At 73.1% G+C, this 19121-nt stretch carries 14 protein-coding genes, 3 tRNA genes and 1 pseudogene; 12 read left to right on the top strand and 6 right to left on the bottom strand.

All coding sequences use genetic code 11. The features are described 5' to 3' along the window. Positions 1 to 58: 58 nt before the first annotated feature. The 3 genes from OG982_RS10045 (at position 59) to OG982_RS10035 (ending at position 2241) form a co-directional block, all read left to right on the top strand. Complete coding sequence (locus OG982_RS10045; protein WP_266787946.1) at positions 59 to 838, top strand: HAD-IIA family hydrolase; 780 nt, start codon at positions 59 to 61, stop codon at positions 836 to 838. 94 nt (positions 839 to 932) lie between these two features. Beyond that, positions 933 to 1550, top strand: coding sequence for a hypothetical protein (locus OG982_RS10040; RefSeq protein ID WP_266787947.1), 618 nt, complete (start codon positions 933 to 935; stop codon positions 1548 to 1550). 10 nt (positions 1551 to 1560) lie between these two features. Next, complete coding sequence (locus OG982_RS10035) at positions 1561 to 2241, top strand: class F sortase (RefSeq protein WP_266787948.1); 681 nt, start codon at positions 1561 to 1563, stop codon at positions 2239 to 2241. 68 nt (positions 2242 to 2309) lie between these two features. Here the strand turns inward: OG982_RS10035 and OG982_RS10030 are convergent. Then, positions 2310 to 2383 (bottom strand) — tRNA-Lys (locus OG982_RS10030). A gap of 226 nt (positions 2384 to 2609) precedes the next feature. On the opposite strand from OG982_RS10030, the gene OG982_RS10025 reads away from it, so the two are divergent. The 6 genes from OG982_RS10025 (at position 2610) to OG982_RS10000 (ending at position 10074) form a co-directional block, all read left to right on the top strand. Then, on the top strand, positions 2610 to 3932 hold the full coding sequence (locus OG982_RS10025; RefSeq protein WP_266949874.1) for a peptidoglycan-binding protein: 1323 nt from the start codon (positions 2610 to 2612) through the stop codon (positions 3930 to 3932). 1394 nt (positions 3933 to 5326) lie between these two features. Beyond that, positions 5327 to 6628: an SPFH domain-containing protein gene (locus tag OG982_RS10020; RefSeq protein WP_266948350.1), complete on the top strand. Its 1302-nt coding sequence runs from the start codon at positions 5327 to 5329 to the stop codon at positions 6626 to 6628. 231 nt (positions 6629 to 6859) lie between these two features. Continuing rightward, positions 6860 to 7462 (top strand): lytic polysaccharide monooxygenase, encoded by a 603-nt coding sequence (locus tag OG982_RS10015; protein WP_266948349.1) that lies wholly within the window; start codon positions 6860 to 6862, stop codon positions 7460 to 7462. A 39-nt stretch (positions 7463 to 7501) separates the two neighbouring features. Continuing rightward, on the top strand, positions 7502 to 9172 hold the full coding sequence (locus tag OG982_RS10010; RefSeq protein WP_266948348.1) for an AMP-binding protein: 1671 nt from the start codon (positions 7502 to 7504) through the stop codon (positions 9170 to 9172). A gap of 53 nt (positions 9173 to 9225) precedes the next feature. After that, entirely contained in the window at positions 9226 to 9924 is a 699-nt protein-coding gene (locus OG982_RS10005; RefSeq protein WP_266787952.1) for a hypothetical protein, read from the top strand. A 76-nt stretch (positions 9925 to 10000) separates the two neighbouring features. Beyond that, positions 10001 to 10074 (top strand) — tRNA-Lys (locus tag OG982_RS10000). A gap of 81 nt (positions 10075 to 10155) precedes the next feature. Here the strand turns inward: OG982_RS10000 and OG982_RS09995 are convergent. After that, positions 10156 to 10914 (bottom strand): IclR family transcriptional regulator, encoded by a 759-nt coding sequence (locus OG982_RS09995; RefSeq protein ID WP_266787953.1) that lies wholly within the window; start codon positions 10912 to 10914, stop codon positions 10156 to 10158. Positions 10915 to 11153: 239 nt separating this feature from the next. On the opposite strand from OG982_RS09995, the gene OG982_RS09990 reads away from it, so the two are divergent. Then, entirely contained in the window at positions 11154 to 12287 is a 1134-nt protein-coding gene (locus OG982_RS09990; RefSeq protein ID WP_266787954.1) for an LLM class flavin-dependent oxidoreductase, read from the top strand. Positions 12288 to 12540: 253 nt separating this feature from the next. Further along, positions 12541 to 14238: a glycosyl hydrolase family 18 protein gene (locus OG982_RS09985; protein WP_266948346.1), complete on the top strand. Its 1698-nt coding sequence runs from the start codon at positions 12541 to 12543 to the stop codon at positions 14236 to 14238. An 87-nt stretch (positions 14239 to 14325) separates the two neighbouring features. Here OG982_RS09985 and OG982_RS09980 read toward each other — a convergent pair whose 3' ends face one another. Then, positions 14326 to 16164, bottom strand: coding sequence for a bifunctional diguanylate cyclase/phosphodiesterase (locus tag OG982_RS09980; protein ID WP_266787956.1), 1839 nt, complete (start codon positions 16162 to 16164; stop codon positions 14326 to 14328). A gap of 344 nt (positions 16165 to 16508) precedes the next feature. Between OG982_RS09980 and OG982_RS09975 the strand changes: the two genes are divergently transcribed. Continuing rightward, positions 16509 to 17744 carry a M6 family metalloprotease domain-containing protein gene (locus tag OG982_RS09975; RefSeq protein ID WP_266787957.1) on the top strand — a complete coding sequence of 412 codons (1236 nt, stop codon included), beginning with the start codon at positions 16509 to 16511 and terminating at the stop codon, positions 17742 to 17744. 97 nt (positions 17745 to 17841) lie between these two features. Here OG982_RS09975 and OG982_RS09970 read toward each other — a convergent pair. The 3 genes and pseudogenes from OG982_RS09970 to OG982_RS09960 form a co-directional block, all read right to left on the bottom strand. Continuing rightward, positions 17842 to 17915, bottom strand: a tRNA-Lys gene (locus OG982_RS09970). Then, positions 17906 to 18485 (bottom strand): annotated as a pseudogene (locus OG982_RS09965) (bifunctional DNA primase/polymerase). Before OG982_RS09965 ends, OG982_RS09970 begins: the two are co-directional and overlap by 10 nt. A 144-nt stretch (positions 18486 to 18629) precedes the next feature. Continuing rightward, the gene (locus OG982_RS09960; protein ID WP_266787958.1) at positions 18630 to 18977 is read right to left on the bottom strand and encodes a hypothetical protein; all 348 of its coding nucleotides are present in this window, start codon (positions 18975 to 18977) and stop codon (positions 18630 to 18632) included. Between the last annotated feature and the right edge of the window lie 144 nt (positions 18978 to 19121).

Here is a 19121-nt window from a genome sequence, read left to right as displayed (position 1 = left end):
GGTCGAGACCACGGGTCACAGGTCAGAGGTACGGCCACCGAGAGCGGAGAACAATCCAGTGGCAGAGCGCAAGCCGATCGAATCCTGGCTCACCGACATGGACGGGGTCCTCATCCACGAGGGCACGCCCATCCCCGGCGCCGATGCCTTCATCAAGCGGCTGCGCGAGTCCGGCAAGCCCTTCCTGGTGCTGACCAACAACTCCATCTACACCCCGCGCGACCTCCAGGCCCGCCTCCACCGCATGGGCCTGGACGTCCCCGTCGAGAACATCTGGACCTCGGCGCTCGCCACCGCCAAGTTCCTCGACGACCAGCGCCCGGGCGGCACCGCGTACGTCATCGGCGAGGCCGGACTGACCACCGCCCTGCACGACATCGGCTACATCCTGACCGACCACGAGCCCGACTACGTGGTCCTGGGCGAGACCCGAACGTACAGCTTCGAGGCGATGACGAAGGCGGTCCGCCTGATCAACGGGGGCGCCCGCTTCATCTGCACCAACCCCGACGAGACCGGCCCCTCCACCGAGGGTCCGCTCCCGGCCACCGGCGCCGTCGCCGCGCTGATCACCAAGGCGACCGGCAAGCAGCCGTACTTCGCCGGCAAGCCCAACCCGCTGATGATGCGGACCGGACTGAACGCCATCGGCGCGCACTCCGAGAGCAGCGCGATGATCGGCGACCGGATGGACACCGATGTCCTGGCCGGACTGGAGGCGGGCATGCAGACCTTCCTCGTGCTGACCGGCCTGACCACGCTCGCCGACACCGAGAAGTTCCCGTACCGGCCGACCAAGACGGTGAACTCGATCGCGGACCTGGTCGACCTGGTCTGACCCGGCCTGGTCTGACACGTACGGGCCAAGCGGGCGCCGCTCCGGATGCGGAGCGGCGCCTCGCACGTGAACCTCCTTGTTGAGGAGGTCCACCATGCGCAGTGCTGTCATCGCTCTCCGTACCGCCGGGGTGGCCGTCGCCTTGACGGCCGTCTCCGCCGCGACCGCGCCCGCCGCCCTCGCGGGCGACGACGACCGCGGCAGTGTCTCGGCAGACCCGAACCCGGCGGAGCCGGGGGCGCGGGTCACGCTGCGCGTCCAGGGCTGCAACGGCCACTGGGCGTCGGCCAAGTCCGCCGTCTTCGTGGCGGACGTCGACCTGTCGGGCCGTGACGGCGGCCGCGGTCTGACGGGCGACGCCCTGATCAGCTCCCGTGCCGAACCGGGATGGCACGACATCCGGATCAAGTGCGACGGCAAGGAAGGGGCGGTGCGCGGCTCGATCCAGATCAGCCACCACCGCCAAGAGCCGTCCAAGCCCTACCCGCACCACACCCCCGTCTGGCCGGTCCACGCGGGCGGCGGCGGGATGGCCGCGGAGCTCGCCGCGCAGCCGGACCGGATGGCGGACGCGGCGGCCGAGAAGAAGCACCACGGCGACGACGGCCCGGGCCTGCCGCACACGCTGATCGGCGCGGTCCTCGCCGCCGCGGCCACGCTCGCGGTCGCGGGCAGGGCGCTGACCCTGCGCCGGCGCCGCAGCGGCGAGTGAGGGCCGGCCGGTGACGGCCTCGGACGAGCCGAAGTCCAGCGGCGGCGCGAAGCTGCTGACCTTCGCCGCCTGGTCCGTGCTGGTGCTGGGCCTGTGGCTGTGGGGCCGGGAGATCACCGGGGTCCCCGCCCAGGTCCCCGGCCTGCCCGGCGGCGCGGTCGCCGGCGCGCCCGGCGTGCCGCTGCCCGCCGCGCACGCCCCGCTCGGCGCGGCCCTGCCCGCGCGGGTCGACGTGCCCTCCATAGGCGTCCAGGCCCCGGTGATCTCCCGGGGTCTGGACAAAGACGGCGCGATCGACCCGCCCCCGTATGACCGTCCGGGCACGGTGGGCTGGTGGGGCGGCGGAGCCCAGCCGGGCACGGCCGGGACCGCGCTGCTCGTCGGCCATGTCGACACCGCATCGAAGCCGGCCGTCTTCTACGGCCTGAGCTCGGCCAGACAGGGGGACACCGTGCGGGTGGTGCGCGCGGACGGGACCATCGCCGAGTTCACCATCGAGGACGTCCAGGTCTACGAGCGCGCGGGCTTCGACCCCCACAAGGCGTACGGGCCGAAGGTGCCGGGCCGGGCCGAGCTGCGGCTGGTGACCTGCGGCGGAACGTACGACAAGACGGCCAAGCAGTACTCGGCGAACGTGGTGGTGTCGGCGTACCTGACGGGGGAGAAAGCCGGGGCGGGGACCGTGGTGTAGGCCGTGGTCCGTACGGTGAAACGAAGAAGCCCCTCGCAGCTTTCGCTGCGAGGGGCTTCCTCCGTCTGTGCGCCGCCAGGGACTCGAACCCCGGACCCGCTGATTAAGAGTCAGCTGCTCTAACCAACTGAGCTAGCGGCGCCTGCTGACAGAGAAAACTCTACCCCACCTGCGGAGGTGTTCGTGACCAGCCACGCCCGCCTTGTCCGATTAACCCACGTTTGAGGGGATTATCGTGCACGATATGTCTGGCCGCACTGAATCTGATGCCCCGCCAGATTCGTGCGGGCCGATCAATGGACGAGCAGGGGAGTGGACGGAACCGCATGACGATGCAGCCTCCGACGCATGTGCAGATGCCGACGCCGATGTCGATGCCGGCCTTCCAGGAGTACGAGCCCGCGGGCGACTGCGTGTGCCTGGGGTGTACGCAGCGCCGTCGCGCCCTCGCCCGCGCGCGGGCCATACCGCTCCGGGACGGCGGCCACCCGGCCGCGCGCGGCGCCCGCCGGGCACTGGTGCTCGCCACCGCGGCCGGTGTCGTCCTCAGCGGGGGCGGCAGTGTCGCCCTCGCCACCGCGAACCCGGTGCCGGGTCCCGGCCCGGTGAAGCGGGACGGCGCCGACACCCCGCAGGGCGGCCGGGCCCCGCTGCACGGGCCGAAGGGCAAACCGGGCGGCGCGCCCGGAGCGCCCTCCGCCGTGAAGCGGATCGACCGGGCGACGATGATCAACCGGGCCAAGCTGTGGCTGGACGCGGAGGTCCCGTACAGCATGTCCGAGTACTGGTCGGACGGCTACCGGCAGGACTGCTCGGGCTACGTCTCGATGGTCTGGAACCTTGGTTCCAACGAGTGGACCGGCAGCCTCGACAAGTTCGCCACCAAGATCACGAAGGCGGAGCTGCTGCCGGGGGACATGCTGCTGTTCCACAACCCCTCGGACCCCACCAACGGCTCGCACGTCGTCATCTTCGGCGGCTGGGCCGACGAGACGCAGACGCACTACATCGCCTACGAGCAGACCCGGCCGTACACCCGAAAGCTGGCTACGCCGTACGGGTACTGGACCAACTCGACGAAGTACCTCCCGTACCGGTTCAACGGGGTGACGGGCGGCATCGTTCCCGACGACCCGGCCGGCGGCGCCAAGCCGGGCACCTCGACGGTGTTCCCGGGCGTCGCGAAGTTCGGGCCGGGCGCGGACAACGAGTACGTCAAGCAGCTCGGCAACATGCTGATCGACCGGGGCGGGCGGCGCTTCTACCCCAAGGGCGCGAGCTCGAAGTGGAGCGACGCGGACAAGCTGGCCACGCAGGCGTTCCAACAGGCGCAGGGCTGGACGGGCGCGGACGCGGACGGGATCCCGGGCGCGCACACCTGGCGGCTGCTGGTGGAGAAGACGGGCAACGACATCCGGCCGACGGTCGGGGGCGCGGCCGGTCCGGGCGGGGTACGGGCCTACCCGGGCGCGGCGCTCTTCCGCCCGGGCGCGTCCCACGCGGCGGTGGCCGCGCTCGGCTGGCAGCTCGTGAAGAAGGGCTTCGGCAAGTACTACACGTCCGGGACGGGGCCCCGCTGGACCGAGGCCGACCGCCGTGCCGTCGAGGCGTTCCAGCGCGCCCAGGGCTGGCGCGGCGCCGAGGCCGACGGTTACCCGGGCCCGGAAACCTGGCGGCGGCTGTTCGCATGACGGAGGCAACCATGTACCCCACCCGCACCACGTACGCGACGGGCACCGCCCAACTCCACCGCCCCCGCCCGGGCCGCTGGCAGGAGGTCCCCCGCCCGGCCCGCCGGGACCAGGCCGACGCCGCGCCGCTCCCCGCGGCCGGTGCCCCGGACTCCGGGCCCGAAGCCGTCGCCCCGTCGCCCCGCCCGGGCCGGTGGGAGGAGGCCGGCGTTCTCCCGCCGACGGCGGCCGGCGCCGCGCCGCGCCCGACGGCCGGCGCACCGGAACCCCGGTCCGAAGCGTTCGCCACATCGCCCCGCCCGGGGAGCAGGGAGGGGGTCACGACAGCCGGCACACCGGAAGTCCGGACCGAGGCCTCTGCACTCCGCCCGGGCCAGTGGGACCAGGCCGGCGTTCCGCCGCTGGCGGCGGTCGAGGCCCCGACCGGGCCGAAGTCCGGCCCCGTCGCCACTTGGCCGGACACCGCCCTGCGATCCGAGCGGGCGGAGGCCGACGCCCAGCCGCTGCCGTCGGCGCCGGAACCCCGCGGCGAGGCCCCGACCCCGTCGCCCCGCCCGGGCCTGTGGCCCGAAGCCGGTGGTCCGCCGGAAGGCCGGGCCGAGGTCCCGGCCCCCGTGGCGGGGCACGGTCGGTCGGCGGAGCCCGACGGCTTGGCCGTACGCCCGGGGCGGTGGTCCGCAGCCGGTGGTCCGCCGGAAGCCCGGGGCGAGGCAACGGCCCCCGTGGCCGCGCCGGAGCCCGGCCTTGACCACCGGGCGGAGGTCCGCCCCGGGCGGTGGGCGGACGCCGTACTGCCGCCCGTGGCGGCGACCGAAGCCCCGGCACCCCGCTCAGCGCGGCCGGTCGCGGCCCCCGTGGCGTGGCAGGCAGAGGCCGACGGCATGGCCGCCCGCCCTGCGCGGTGGTCCGAAGCCGGTGGTCCGCCGGAACCCCGGGGCGAGGTTCCGGCCCCTCTGGCGGGGCACGGTCGCCCGGCGGAGGCCGATGGCATGGCCGCGCGTCCGGGGCGGTGGTCCGGAGCCGACGGGTCGCCGGAGGCCCGGGGTGAGGCCCCGGTTCCGGTGGCCGCGCCGGAGCTGGGCCTTGACCCACGGGCGGAGGCCCGCCCCGGGCGGTGGGCGGAGGTCGGCGTCTCGCCGGAACCCCGGGGCGAGGCCCCGGCCCACCCGGCCGGGTGCGGGCGGTCGGCGCCGGGTGGTGTGTCCGGGGGCTGGGGCGAGGAGCCCGCCCTCGTGGCCGCGGCCGGGCGTGGGCCCGGTCTGGCGGCGGAGGCCGGGTGGCCGGGGCAGGGGAGCGAAGGTGGCGTTCCGCCGGTCCCGGCGGAGTCGGCGTCGGGTGGCGAGCCCGAAGGTCCCGGTGACGGGGACGGCCCCGAGGGCGAGGTGGCCGCGGGGGTGCCGCATACCCGGACCGGCGTGCCGTACGGGTGGTACGGCGGCCCGGCGCGAAGCGACGTACCGGCGGCGCGGGTCGATCCCGAGGCCGAGCCGGAGCCGGTGCACGCCCCGGCCGGGGACGACCCCGAGCCCGCGGCGGTGGAGATCCCGCACCCCCAGGAGGGGCCCGGCGTCGCCGAGCTCGTCGCGCGGGCCGTGGCCCGGGGGATCCGGGAGCGGGAGGACGCGGAAGACGACGGTCAGCGCTCCCGGCTCCGGGCCGGCGGCCCCCGGCGGGGGTCCGGCGTGACGGAGGTGCCCGTGCGGCTCCCGTTCCGCGCGCACCCCAACCCCCCGGCGGCCCCGGCCCCGGCGAGCGCGGCCCCCCGCCGTACCCCCGCGGCGCCCGGCCGGCGCGTCCCCCGCGGCGACGACCGGCTCCGCGAGCACCGCGGGCCCGTCCTGCCCGGCTGGGCCGCCGTGCTCGTCGGCGCTCTCGCCCTCACCGGCTGCGCGGCCGTGCTCTGGCGGGCCGGCGTCGTCCCCGCCGTCGTCGTCGCCGCCTTCGGGGCCACCCCCCGCGCCTACCACGGGCTCCGGGCCACGCACTGGCCCCCGCTCGCCTTCCTCGGGGTCGTCGCGCTCGTCGCCCTCGGCGGTCTCGGCCGCGCCCGGGCCGGCCACGCCTGGGTGCTCACCCTCTTCGGCCGCTACCGCGGCACGGTCCGGCGTACCGGGCTCACCTGGGTCAGCCCCCTCCTGCTGCGCCGCCGCGTCGACGTCCGCCTGCGCCACTGGCGCAGCGACCCCATGCCCGCCGTGGACTCCGGCGGCCTCGCCCTCCAGGTCGTCGTCCAGGTCGTCTGGCAGGTCAAGGACACCGCCCGCGCCACCCTCGCCGTCGAGGACCACACCGAGTACCTCGCCGAACAGGTGGAATCGGCCATGGCCCGCGTGCTCTCGCAGCTCCCGGCCGACGCCTTCCACGAGGACGCCCCGACCCTGCGCGACGCCGAGGCCGTCGGCGACGCGCTGACCAGGATGCTGGCCGCCGAGACGGAGGCGGTCGGGATCGAGGTGTACTCGGCCCAGCCGATCCGGATCGAGTACGCCCCCGAGGTCGCGGAGGCCATGCGCCGCCGCCGGGTCGCGGCGATCGACGCCAAGCACCGTGACACCGTGCTGACCTCGGTCGTGGACGCGGTCGACGACACCGTCCACCGGCTGACCTCGCGCGGGCTCGTGGAGCTGGACGACTACGAGCGCAAGGCCCTGGTGAAGGACCTCACCGTCGCCTTCTACACGGGCCGGGCGGAGTAGCAGGGGAAGCGGCAGGGGAAGCGGCGGGGAAGCGGACCGCGACCGCGGACACGACGCACACGGAACGGGTGGCCGGAATCGACCGGACCACCCGTTCCCGCATTGGTCTAGACACGGCCAACTCCCGTCAATACTGTGGGACTTGGTCTAGACCTGGCACTCATCCCCATGCGTGCGCACGCGCCAGTCGCACTCCCCCCACGCCCAAGGAGCACCATGCGTACCGTCCGCATGCCCAGAATTTCCCGCCGCGCCGGCGTCGCCGCCCTCGGCGTCAGCATCGTCGCCGGCGTGAGCCTCCTCGGCGCCCCCAGCGCCAGCAGCCACGGCTACACCGACACCCCCATCAGCCGCCAGAAGCTCTGCGCCAACAAGACCGTCCTCGACTGCGGCCCCATCCAGTGGGAGCCGCAGAGCGTCGAGGGCTTCAAGGGCTTCCCGGCCCAAGGCCCCGCCGACGGCACCATATGTTCCGGCGGGCACAGCGAGTTCGCCCAGCTCGACGACCCGCGCGGCGGCACCTGGCCCACCACCAAGGTCACCAGCGGGCAGAACTACGGCTTCCGCTGGCAGTTCACCGCCAACCACTCCACCACCGACTTCAAGTACTACGTCACCAAGAACGGCTGGGACCCCACCAGGCCGCTCACCCGCTCCGCCCTCGACCCGCAGCCCTTCCTCACGGTCACCTACAACGGCGCCCGCCCCGACATGACGACCGTCCACCAGGGCATCATGCCCAGCGGCAAGACCGGCCGGCACATGATCCTCGCCGTCTGGACCGTCAACGACACCCCCATGGCCTTCTACGCCTGCTCCGACGTTCAGTTCTGACGTTCAGTTCTGATTGAACGTCAGCTACCCTCCGGCGGCATGCGGACGACACCCGAAACCGTCGCGGAGCTCATCGCGTGCCAATGGGGCGACCACCGGCCCGGGCTGAAGAGCGAGCACACCGTCCTCAGCCGCCACCGGACCGCCCAGGAGGCCGCCGCGCGCGCCGCGCTGCTCGTCGACCTCCTGCCGCCGGGGGCGGAGCCGCACCTGGGGGTGCTGCTCGACAACACCCCCGAGTTCCCGTTCTGGCTCGGCGCGGCGGCCCTCGCCGGGGCCGCCGTCGCCGGGATCAACCCGACCCGGCGCGGCCCCGAGCTCGCCCGCGACATCCTGCACACCGACTGCCGGATCCTGGTCACCGAGCGCGCCCACCTGCCGCTGCTGCGCGGGCTCGACCTGCCCGGCGTACGGATCCTCGTGACCGACACCGAGGAGTACGAGGCCCTCCTCGCCCCGTACGCCGCCGCCAAGCCCGGCGAGGCCGCGATCGCCGCCCCGGGCCCGGGCACCCGGCTGCTCCTCTACTTCACCTCCGGCTCCACCGGCGCCCCCAAGGCCGCCATCTGCACCCAGGGCCGGCTCGCCGCCGCCGGGGACTCCCTGGCCCGCCAGTTCTCGGTCACCCCGGACGACGTCCACTACATCTGCATGCCGCTCTTCCACGGCAACGCCGTCATCGCCGACTGGCTCCCGGCCCTCGTCGGCGGGGCCCCGGTGGCGCTGCGCCGCCGCTTCTCGGCGACCGCGTTCCTGGACGACGTACGGGCCTACGGGGCGACGTACTTCACGTACGTCGGCCGGGCCGTGCAGTACCTCCTGGCCACCGAGCCCCGCCCCGACGACCGCGAGCACACCCTGCGCCTCGGCTTCGGCACCGAGGCCGGGGCGGTGGACGCGGCCCGCTTCGCCGAGCGGTTCGGGGTCCGGCTGGTCGAGGGCTACGGGGCCACCGAAGGCGGCGCCTCCGTCGTGCGCACACCGGACACCCCGCCCGGGGCCCTGGGCCGGGCGGGCGCCGGGGACGACCTGGCGGTGATCGACCCCGACACGGGCGCGGAGTGCCCGCCGGCCGTCCTGGACGCGCGGGGCCGCCTGGCCAACGGGGACGAGGCCATCGGGGAGCTGGTCAACCGGGGCCGCAGCCTCTTCGAGGGCTACTGGCGCAACCCCGGCGCGGAGGCCGCCCGGACCCGCGACGGCTGGTACTGGACGGGGGACCTCTTCTTCCGCGACCCCGCCGGGTTCCTCTACTTCGCGGGCCGCACCGACGACCGGCTCCGCGTCGACAGCGAGAACCTGGCCGCGGCGGTGATCGAGAACATCCTGGCCCGCTGGTCCGAGGCGGCGGCCGTCGCCGTCTACGCGGTGCCCGACGAGGTGGCGGGCGACCAGGTGATGGCCGCCGTGGCCCTGCGTGAAGGCGCCGTCTTCGACCCGGAGGCCTTCGCCGCGTTCCTCGCCGCCCAGCCGGACCTCGGTACGAAGATGTCCCCGCGCTACGTCCGGATCGTCGGGGCCATGCCGACCACGGCCACGAACAAGGTCCACCGGGTCGGCCTGCGCAAGGCAGGTTTCCGCGCCGCCCCGGACCCGGTCTGGTGGTCCCCGCCCGGCGCCACGGGCTACCGCCCGCTGGACCCGGAGGCGCTGGCGGACCTCCTCGCGGCGTACGAGGCGCAGGGCCGGGCCGAGCTCCTGGACCGCTAGCGGGAACCCCCGGGGGCCGTGGCCCCTCTTCACGGAGAAACGGGGGGATGACCATGACAGCTGTTTCCACGAGCCTTTCCGCAACCCTTGCCGCGACCGCACGGCTGGCCGCGACGGGCCTCTGCTGCCTCGCGCTGGCAGCCTGCGGCACCCGCGTGGCGGGCCAGACCGCGGCGGCCCCGCCCTCCGCGGCCCCGGCCGCGCCGACCTGCACCCCGAACCTCCCGACGGAGGAGGACACGGGTACCCCGAACATCCCGACGGAGGAGGACACCGGCACGCCGAATATTCCGACCGAGGAGGACACCGGCACGCCGAACATCCCGACGGAGGAGGACACGGGTACCCCGAACATCCCGACCGAGGAAGACACCGGCACACCCGACGTCCCCACCGAGGAGGACACCGGCGGCCCGAACGTCCCCACCGACGGCAGCGCGGCGGCCCCCTGCGCCGTCGTGGCCGGCTGGTACGACATGACCCGCGACTTCAACGCGTACTACGCCGCCCACCGCACCGACGCGGACCACTTCGTTGCGCGCAACGGCGTCAAAGAGGTCCGGGTCCGCAAGACGGCGAAGACCTCCGAGGCCTGGGTCACCTTCTCCACCGGGAGCGTCGGCAAGGGCCTGGCCGAGGACGCCCGCCGGATCGCCGCGGTGTTCGGCGCGTGGCGGCACGAGATCTACGGGGACACCGGCACGGTCGGCGTGCGCACCGAGGAGGATTCGCAAGTCGTGACCACCTGGTGATCACGCCCTCGCCCGGCCCGGGGGGTATTGGTTTTGAGCACCCCTCGGGACCGGGTAGTATTTTCTCTGTCAGCAGGCGCCGCTAGCTCAGTTGGTTAGAGCAGCTGACTCTTAATCAGCGGGTCCGGGGTTCGAGTCCCTGGCGGCGCACCTGTCCTTCGGGCGGTTTCCGGTTCACCGGGAACCGCCCGAAGTGTTTTCCGGGGTGTGCGACCCCGCCCCGCACCCGCCTCAGAGCGTCAGCGACAGCAGCAGCGGCGCGGCCTTCCGGTTCAGCGCGTCCGCGGCGGCCCGCAGCCGGTGCGCGTGCTCGACCGGCATCGACAGGGCCAGGCAGCCGACCGATGCGCCCGCCGTGATCGGCACCGCCGCGCAGACCGTGCCGACGGCGTACTCCTGGAGGTCGAGCACAGGAACCGTGGCGGGCTGGGCGTCGAGCTTCGAGAACAGGATCCGCTCGTTCACGATCGTCTTCGACGTGAGCCGCGCGATCTTGTGGCGGGACAGGTGGTCGCGCCGACCGTTCTGGTCGAGCTGTGTCAGCAGGCACTTGCCGACCGCGCTGGCGTGCGCCGCCGAGCGGAAGTCGACCCACTCGTGCACCTTCGGGGTGCGCGGGCTGTCCGCGAACTGCGTGATCCTGACCTCGCCGTCCACGTACCGGCTGATGTAGACCGCCGCGCCGACGGAGTCCCGCAGCCGGTCCAGGGTCTCCTGGAGCTTGTCCTGGAGCGCCTGCTGGCGATCGATCCCCGAGCCGAGCAGCACGAGGGAATCACCTATCGCGTACGCGCCGTCCGACACCTGGAGCACGTACCCTTCCCGGCGCAGCATGAGCAGCATCGGGGTGAGATGGACCGCGGGCAGGCCGGTCTCACGCGCGATCTGTACGTCGGTCACACCGCCGGTGTGGCGGGCGATCGTTTCGAGTACGCGAAGGGCGTACTGCACCGAGTGGAACGGCGCGGTCGGCTCGGGCTTCAGCGCCACGGTTTTCCCCCTACCAGGTTGCTACCGCTTGCCTTACCACGATAGCCATCAAGAGGCCGACGTGGAGCGCCGGTTGGGGAGATTGATGGCTCGATCGTGTCCCTCTGGCAGGCCCTATTCGTTTGGCATATGCCACCGGCATGACCGGGGTCCAGGATTCCCGGAATGCGCCGGGAATGCCCGGCGCCGCGCCACGGTTCGACATCTTCGTACGGATATCGAAAGGGACGGGAGCGACGATGAGTGACATCAGGGACGCGGGTCGGGGCGCGGGGCGCGAGGGGGCGGCGGGGAACGCGGACCCGGTCCGCGGGACCGTGCGGGGCCGGGCGCCGGTGCCGCTCTCCGTGCTGGACCTCGTCACCGTCGGAGCGGGCAGCACCGCCCACGCCTCCCTGCGCACCAGTGTCGACATCGCCCGGCTCGCCGAGTCCCGCGGCTACACGCGCCACTGGGTCGCCGAGCACCACTCCATGCCCGGGGTCGCCAGCTCCTCCCCGGCCGTGATCCTGGCGCACCTCGCCGCCCACACCTCCCGCATCCGGCTCGGCTCGGGCGGCGTCATGCTGCCCAACCACGCCCCGCTCGCCATCGCCGAGCAGTTCGGCACCCTGGAGGCCATGGCCCCGGGCCGCATCGACCTCGGGCTCGGCCGCGCACCCGGCACCGACGGGCGCACGGCGGCCGCGCTGCGCGGGCCCGGGCGCCTCGACGAAGCCGCGGACGAGTTCCCGCGCCTGCTCTCGGAGCTCACCCGCTTCCTCGACGACGACTTCCCCGACGGGCACCCGTACTCCCGCGTGCACGCCATACCCGGGCCCGTGCAGGGTCTGACCGGGCGGCCGCCGATCTGGCTGCTCGGCTCCTCCGGCTACAGCGCCCGGCTGGCCGGCGAACTCGGCCTGCCCTTCGCGTACGCCCACCACTTCTCGCCCGCCGGGACCCTGCCCGCGCTCGACCTCTACCGGCAGTCCTTCCGCCCGTCGGCCGTCCTGGATGCCCCGTACGCCGTGATCGGCGTCGCGGCGCTCGCCGCCGACACCGAGGCGGAGGCCCGCGCCCAGGCCCGCGCGGGCGCGCTGTCGTCGCTGCTGGTGCGCACCGGCCGGCCGCGGCTGGTCCCGACGCCCGAGGAGGCGGCCGCGTACCCCTTCTCCCCGGCGGAGCGGGAGTTCACCGAGAGCTGGCTCGCGAACATCCCCCACGGCACCCCCGACGAGGTCTGCGACGGGCTGGACGACCTGGCGAAGCGGACGGGCGCCGACGAGCTGATGCTGACCGTCAACGCGCACAGCGGCGCCGCCCGGGTGCGGTCGTACGAGCTCGTCGCAGATGCGTACGGGATGACGGAACTCCCCGCCGAACGTGACTGATTGATTGCGAACGGGGTTTGGCTGGTTTGTTGCCGAAACCTTGCGCGCAGGTGCCTGAAGGCACCCTTAAACCGCTCGTCACCCGGGGTGGCGAGCGGTTTCTGATGTGCGCTCAGGTCTCTGACGAGGGGATTTGACGCGGGAGTGGTCTAGTCCTTCTTTGGTCCAAACCATTGACTCGGGCGCGGGGTGATCGCTATCACTTCTCCCACCTGATCTCTCGCTTCCCCTCCCACCCCCACGGAGTCAGTTCATGCACATCCGTAAACCCCTCATCGCGGCCGCCGCCACGGCCGCGCTGGCAGCCGGGGCGCTGGCCTCCTTCGCGGGACTCGGCACGGCGGCGGCCGCCGACTCCTCGACCACCGCCTCGGCGGGCGGCGTCCGGATCGCCTACTACGACCAGTGGAGCGTGTACGGGAACGCCTTCTACCCCAAGCACCTCGACACCCGCGGCATAGCGGGCAAGCTGGATGTCATCAACTACTCGTTCGGCAACATCCACCCCACCAACCTCACCTGCTTCGAGGCGAACAAGGCGGCGGGGGACGACAACAACCCCAACGCCGGTGACGGCGCTGGCGACTCGTACGCCGACTACCAGAAGTCCTTCGGCGCGGCCGACAGCGTCAGCGGGGTCGCCGACAAGTGGGACCAGCCGATCGTGGGCGTCTTCAACCAGTTCAAGCAGCTGAAGGCGAAGTACCCGCATCTGAAGATCAACATCTCGATCGGCGGCTGGACGTACTCCAAGTACTTCAGCGACGCGGCGAAGACCGACGCCTCCCGCAAGAAGCTCGTGTCCTCCTGCATCGACCAGTACATCAAGGGCAACCTGCCGGTCGAGGGCGGCTTCGGCGGCGCGGGCACGGCGGCCGGCGTCTTCGACGGCATCGACATCGACTGGGAGTACCCCGGCTCCTCCGGCGGCCACCTGGGCAACCACTACGCCCCCGAGGACAAGCAGAACTTCACGCTCCTGCTCAAGGAGTTCCGCGAGCAGCTCGACGCCTACGGCGCGGCCAACGGCGGCAAGAAGTACCTGCTGACCGCGGCCCTCCCGGCCGGCCAGGACAAGATCAAGTACATCGAGACGGACAAGATCGGTTCGTACCTCGACTACGCGAACATCATGACGTACGACATGCACGGCGCCTGGGACGGCGACGGGCCGACCTACCACCAGTCCCCGCTGGACAACTCGGCGGCCGACCCGACCGACCCGATCGCGCCGGGCACCCAGAAGTACGGCATCAAGAACGCCATCGACTCCTGGCTCGACGGCAACGCGGCCTACGGGATCGCCGGCGGCTTCCCCGCCAACAAGCTGACGCTGGGCTACGAGTTCTACTACCGCGGCTGGAAGGGCGTCCCCGCCGGGACCACCCACGGCCTCGCCCAGACGGCGACCGGCCCCTCCGCCGCCCGGCCCACCAGCCAGCAGGCCGGCATCGCGAACTACAAGGAGCTCGGCGGGATCGTCGACAACCCGGCGACCACCTTCTGGGACGACCAGGCCAAGGCCTCGTACTTCTACAAGGACGGCGAGTTCTTCACCGGCCTCAACCAGAAGTCCATCCAGGCCCGGGTCGACTACGGCAAGCAGCGCGGCCTCGCCGGCGCGATGATGTACTCCCTGCTCGGCCTGGACGCGAACGCCACGCTGCTGAACCAGATCTCGGACGCCCTCGGCGGGACCACAGTGCCGCCGACCACTCCGCCCACGACTCCGCCCACCACGCCTCCGACGACCCCGCCGACCACGCCTCCGACGACCCCGCCGACCACCGGCTGCGGTTCCGTCCCGGCCTACGTCGCGGGCACCGTCTACACGGCGGGCAACGAGGTCTCCCACAACGGCCGCAAGTACAAGGCCCAGTGGTGGACGCAGAACGAGGTGCCCGGCACCACCGGTGAATGGGGTGTCTGGAAGGACCTCGGCGCCTGCTGATCCCCCCACCCCGCGCCGAGAGCCACTGCGCCCCGCCCCGGAATCCGGGTGCGGGGCGCACTGGCGCCCGCTCTCGGCGGGGGCGCCCTACCGGTGGTCGTCGGCGCCCGGGCGGGTGCCGATCATCTGGGCGATCAGCTCCGGGGCCACCGCGCGGGAGTAGAGCCAGCCCTGGCCCGTGTCGCAGCCCACGCGCCGCAGCCGGGCCGCCTGCCCGGCGGTCTCCACGCACTCCGCCGTCACCGTCAGGCCCAGCCGGTGCGCCAGCTGGACCAGGGCCTCCACGATGGTCTCGTCGGCCGGGTTCGGGTGCGCGCCCTCGTCGTAGCGGAAGCCGCGCACGAACGAGCCGTCCAGCTTCAGCACCGAGACCGGCAGCCGGCTCAGGTAGGCCAGGTTCGAGTAGCCGGTGCCGAAGTCGTCGATGGCGATCCGCACCCCCATGTCGCTGAGTGCCTGGAGCGCCTGCAAGGGCCGCCCCGCCGAGCCCATCACCGCCGACTCCGTCAGCTCCAGCTGGAGCAGCTGCGGCGCGAGCCCGGTCTCGGCCAGGATCTCCGCCACGTCCCCGACCAGGTCGGAGTCCCACACCTGCCGCACCGCGACGTTCACGGACACGAAGACCGGGGAGTCGCTCGGCTGCTCGATCTGCCAGCGCCGGGCCTGCCGGCAGGCCGTCCGGAGCACCCAGCTGCCCAGCTGGACGATGGACCCGTCCTCTTCCGCAATTCCGATGAACCGATTCGGCGTCAGCGTGCCGAACTGCGGGTGGTTCCAGCGCACCAGCGCCTCCACCCCGCGCACCGCCCCGCTCTCCAGGTCCACCAGCGGCTGGTACTCCAGCGCGAACTCGCCCCGCTCCACCGCTGGCCGCAGCGTCGAGCTGAGCGCCTGCCGCGTCATGCGGTGGGCGTTGCGTTCCGGGTCGAAGAGGGTCCAGCGGGCCTTTCCGTCCGCCTTCGCCCAGTACAGCGTGGTGTCCGCGGCCTGCATCAGCGCGGTCGCCGAGGTGTCCGCGGCGGCCCGCTCCACCACGCCGATCGACGCGGAGACCGACAGTCGCTGCCCGGCCAGGTCGAACGGCTCCTGTACGGCGGCCAGCACGCTGCGCGCCAGGTCCGCGAGCTGCTCGGTGCCGGTGGAGTCCTCGACCAGCAGGGCGAACTCGTCGCCGCCGAGCCGCGCCACCAGGTGCCCGCCCGTACGCCCGTACCCGGACTGGTCGGCGCACTGGGTCAGCCGGGCCGCGACGGCGGTCAGCAGCCGGTCGCCGACGCGGTGCCCCATGGTGTCGTTGACCGCCTTGAACCCGTCCAGGTCGAGGTAGCACAGCCCGATCCGGCCCGTGCCGCCCTGCTCGTACGAGGAGTGCTCCAGGGCGGCGGAGAGCCGCTCGAAGAACAGCGCCCGGTTGGGCAGCCGGGTCACCGGGTCGTGCATCTGGAGGTGCCGCAGCCGGGCCTGGAGGTCGCGCCGGTCGCTGATGTCGGCGACCGACAGCAGGACTTCGCCCGTGCCGGGCACGGGCCCGAGGGTGACCTCGGTCCACAGCGAGTGCCCGTCGGGGTGCTTGAGCCGCCGGGTGCAGCGCAGCCGGGCCTGCCGGCCGCGCAGCACCTCCTGGTACGCCTGCCAGGTACGGGCCTCCGCGGCCAGGTCCACCAGGTCGGCGGCGTGCTGCTCGACGAGCGCGTGCGGCTCGGTGCCGAGCAGCTCGGCGAGGGCGTCGTTGGCGGCGACGACGTAGCCGCCCCGGTCGACGACGGCCATCGCCAGATGGGCCGCGTTGAAGGCGGCCCGGTAGTCGCGCAGTTCGGACTCCGTCCGCGACGGAGTTGCCGTCGCCGACACTGCGGGGTGACGCTCCGTAATGGCCGAAAGGATGCTGTCGGCCGCCGAACCGGTTCCCTCTGAGGTTCCGCTCACCGTTGGCTCCCGCAGTGCTCGTGAGTGTCCGTGCAGGAAAGTGTGCCGATCATAGAGGCACCGGACGGCCCTATCCAGCGGCGTCGCCGTGTGGGGCGCGGCACTTCGCCGTGATGACGCCTCATCGGCCGGGCGCCGGGCGATCGTTTCCGCGCGACTGTGAGCACCTGCCGACCTCGCCTGATCTCGCGTGATCGATCGTGACGTTCTGTAGGCACCGCGTGAATCCCGGGGGTCACCGACTTGCCGCACCGCTCACTCGTGTGGGGCAGCGGAACAGGGCATTAATAAGACAATCGCCTCAAGGTGGCTAGAAAGGTACCAATCCACCACCGGAGGTCGACGTGCCGCGACAGCAGACACCCGGGGGAGTGGACCGCTCCCGCCTGCGCAGCGCCGCGGCCGGGGTGACGTCCCTGGCGGCGCTCGCCGCGATGTCGCTCGTCGCGGGCCCCGCGGTGGCCCAACCCGGGGCCGGACCGTGCGCGCTGAGCCGGACGGCCGCGCACCACTCGCTGGGCCTGGACACCTGGAACGCCGCGTACCCCAGGCCCGAGCGCACCCTCAACGCCGTCATGGTCTTCCTCTCCTTCCCCGACCACCGGACCGCCCTCACGCCCGCGGAACTGACCCGCGACTACTTCCCCGCCACCAGCGAGTTCTTCGAGCGCGCCTCGTACGGACGGTTCCGGCTGGTCCCGCACCCGCAGAGGCAGTGGATCCGGATGCCCAAGCCGTCGACCGCGTACGGGATACAGCGCGACTGGGCCCCCGAGGACCGGGCGGCCTACCTGCGGGACGCGGTCGCGAGCGCCGACCCGGAGGTGGACTTCGGCAAGTACGACGTCGTGTACTTCGTCGCCGACCCGGACGCGCCCGGGGTGGACTCCGACGCCACGAAGGTCGTCAACTTCGACCGCCCCCTGACGGCCGACGGCACCGAGCTGCGGCGGATCGTCACCGTCTTCGAGCAGCACCCGCCGGACCGCAACGTGCTGGCCCACGAGACCGGGCACGTCTTCGACCTGCCCGACCTCTATCACCGGCCCTCGGACGGCAAGGGCGACTGGGACACCTACGTCGGAGACTGGGACGTCATGGGCAGCCAGTTCGGGATGGCCCCGGACCTGTTCGCCTGGCACAAGTGGAAGCTGGGCTGGCTGGACGCCTCGCAGGTGGACTGCGTGCAGTCCGGCTCCTCGCTGCACACCCTCCAGCCGCTCGCCGAGGCCCCGCTGCCGGGCGGCACCGGCGGGACCCGGCTCGCGGTCGTCCGTACGGGCGCCGGCAGCGCGATCGCCGTCGAGGCGCGGGGTTCCGCCGGAAACGACGGGGACACCTGCACGGAGGGGGTCCTGGTCTACCGGGTCCGCAACGAGGCGGCCTCGGGCGGCGGCCCGATCGAGGTGCTGGACGCGCATCCGGACTCGGAGGCCTGCTGGGACCGCTCGGTCTACCCGCCGCTGGCGGACGCGCCGCTGGAGGTGGGGGAGACGTTCACGGTGCCGGGCGAGCGGATCACCATCGAGGTGGCCGACCGGACCCAGTCCGGCGCGTACACGGTCAAAATCACGACCTAGCGGCCCGATGTCGTCCGGCGGTCTCCTGGTGGCGCAGACCGCCGGCGCAACGAAGAAGCCCTCCGCAGCTTTCGCTGCGGAGGGCTTCTTCCGTCTGTGCGCCGCCAGGGACTCGAACCCCGGACCCGCTGATTAAGAGTCAGCTGCTCTAACCAACTGAGCTAGCGGCGCTTGCTGACGAGGAAGACATTAGCATCAGGACCGGCGGAAGGAAAAATCGATATCCGCAGCTCGGGCGGCGCGCACGAACGCCCAGAGCAGCGCCTCGGGCCCCGGGAGCCACGGCGTCCGCGCGTCGGGGGCCACCAGCCAGCGGGACGGCCCGGGGCCCGCGGCCAGCGGCGGCACGGTGACGGCGTCGCCGAGCCCGTGGCAGAGCGGGGCCGCGACCGGAGCCGTCGATTCCTCCCACGCCAGCAGGGCGGGCAGCCGGTGGGCCGCGCCGGGGGCGGCGAAGAGCAGCAGCCGGCCGCGGTGCACGGCGGCCGGGCCGGAGCCGGGGCCCTCGGACCAGAGCAGGTCGAGCATGCGGCGGCCGAGGACGAGCGGGACGTTGACGACGTCGAAGGCGGTCCCGCAGGGCAGCACGGCGGGGGCGGTGGGCCGGGCCTCCCAGAGCGCGAGGGTGTCGCGGGGCTGGGCGGAGGCGGAGGCGAGCCAGGCGGCACCGGGCGGGGTGACGTGCGTCGCGGGAGCGGTGGGCCGGACGTCGAGGGCGGGGCAGCCGGTCAGGGTCGTCATATGCCAGGTGTACCGCCCGTAGCGCAGCGAATCCGTGGAGTTACTCAAAACCGGGACACCGCTCCGGCGGGTGGGGTATGTTGCGCGCCGCATATGCCGGATGTGGCGCGCGTCACGTTCCGCCCCCTCGGTGCCGGGGTCGTCCTACGAGGCCTCCGGGCCCGGGCCGCGTTGCAGGTCCTCGCCGAACTCGATCATCCGGCGCGCGTAGTCCTCGGTCCACTCCGCCCGCTCGGCGATCGCGGCGGGGGACAGCCGGTCGAACCGCCGCGGATCCGCCAGCTGGGCCGCCGCCAGCGCCTGGAACTCCACGGCCCGGTCCTCGGCGGCGCGGAACGCCAGCGCCAGCTCGGTCGCGCGCGCCAGCAGCTCGGCCGGGTCCTCTATCGACTCCAGGTCGAAGAAGTGCTCCGGGTCCTTGGCCGCCTCCGAGGGCTCGAAGAGCAGCGGCGCGGGCCGCAACCTCCGCTCGGTCCGCTCGGGCTCTGCCATGCGTGTCCTCCTGCTGGTACGGATTCCGGGCCACCGTCCATTGTCCAACGCCGCGCAAGGGCGCGGCAGGGCGCCCGCCGGGGGCGCGGGCGCCGAGCCGGAATGCCTACGGCTTCCACGGCACGCGGTGTTCCGCCAGGTGGG

The sequence above is a fragment of the Streptomyces sp. NBC_01551 genome (assembly GCF_026339935.1).
Lineage (GTDB): Bacteria > Actinomycetota > Actinomycetes > Streptomycetales > Streptomycetaceae > Streptomyces.
The sequence above is the reverse complement of the archived record's forward strand: the minus strand, read 5'-3'. Positions and strand labels throughout refer to the sequence as shown.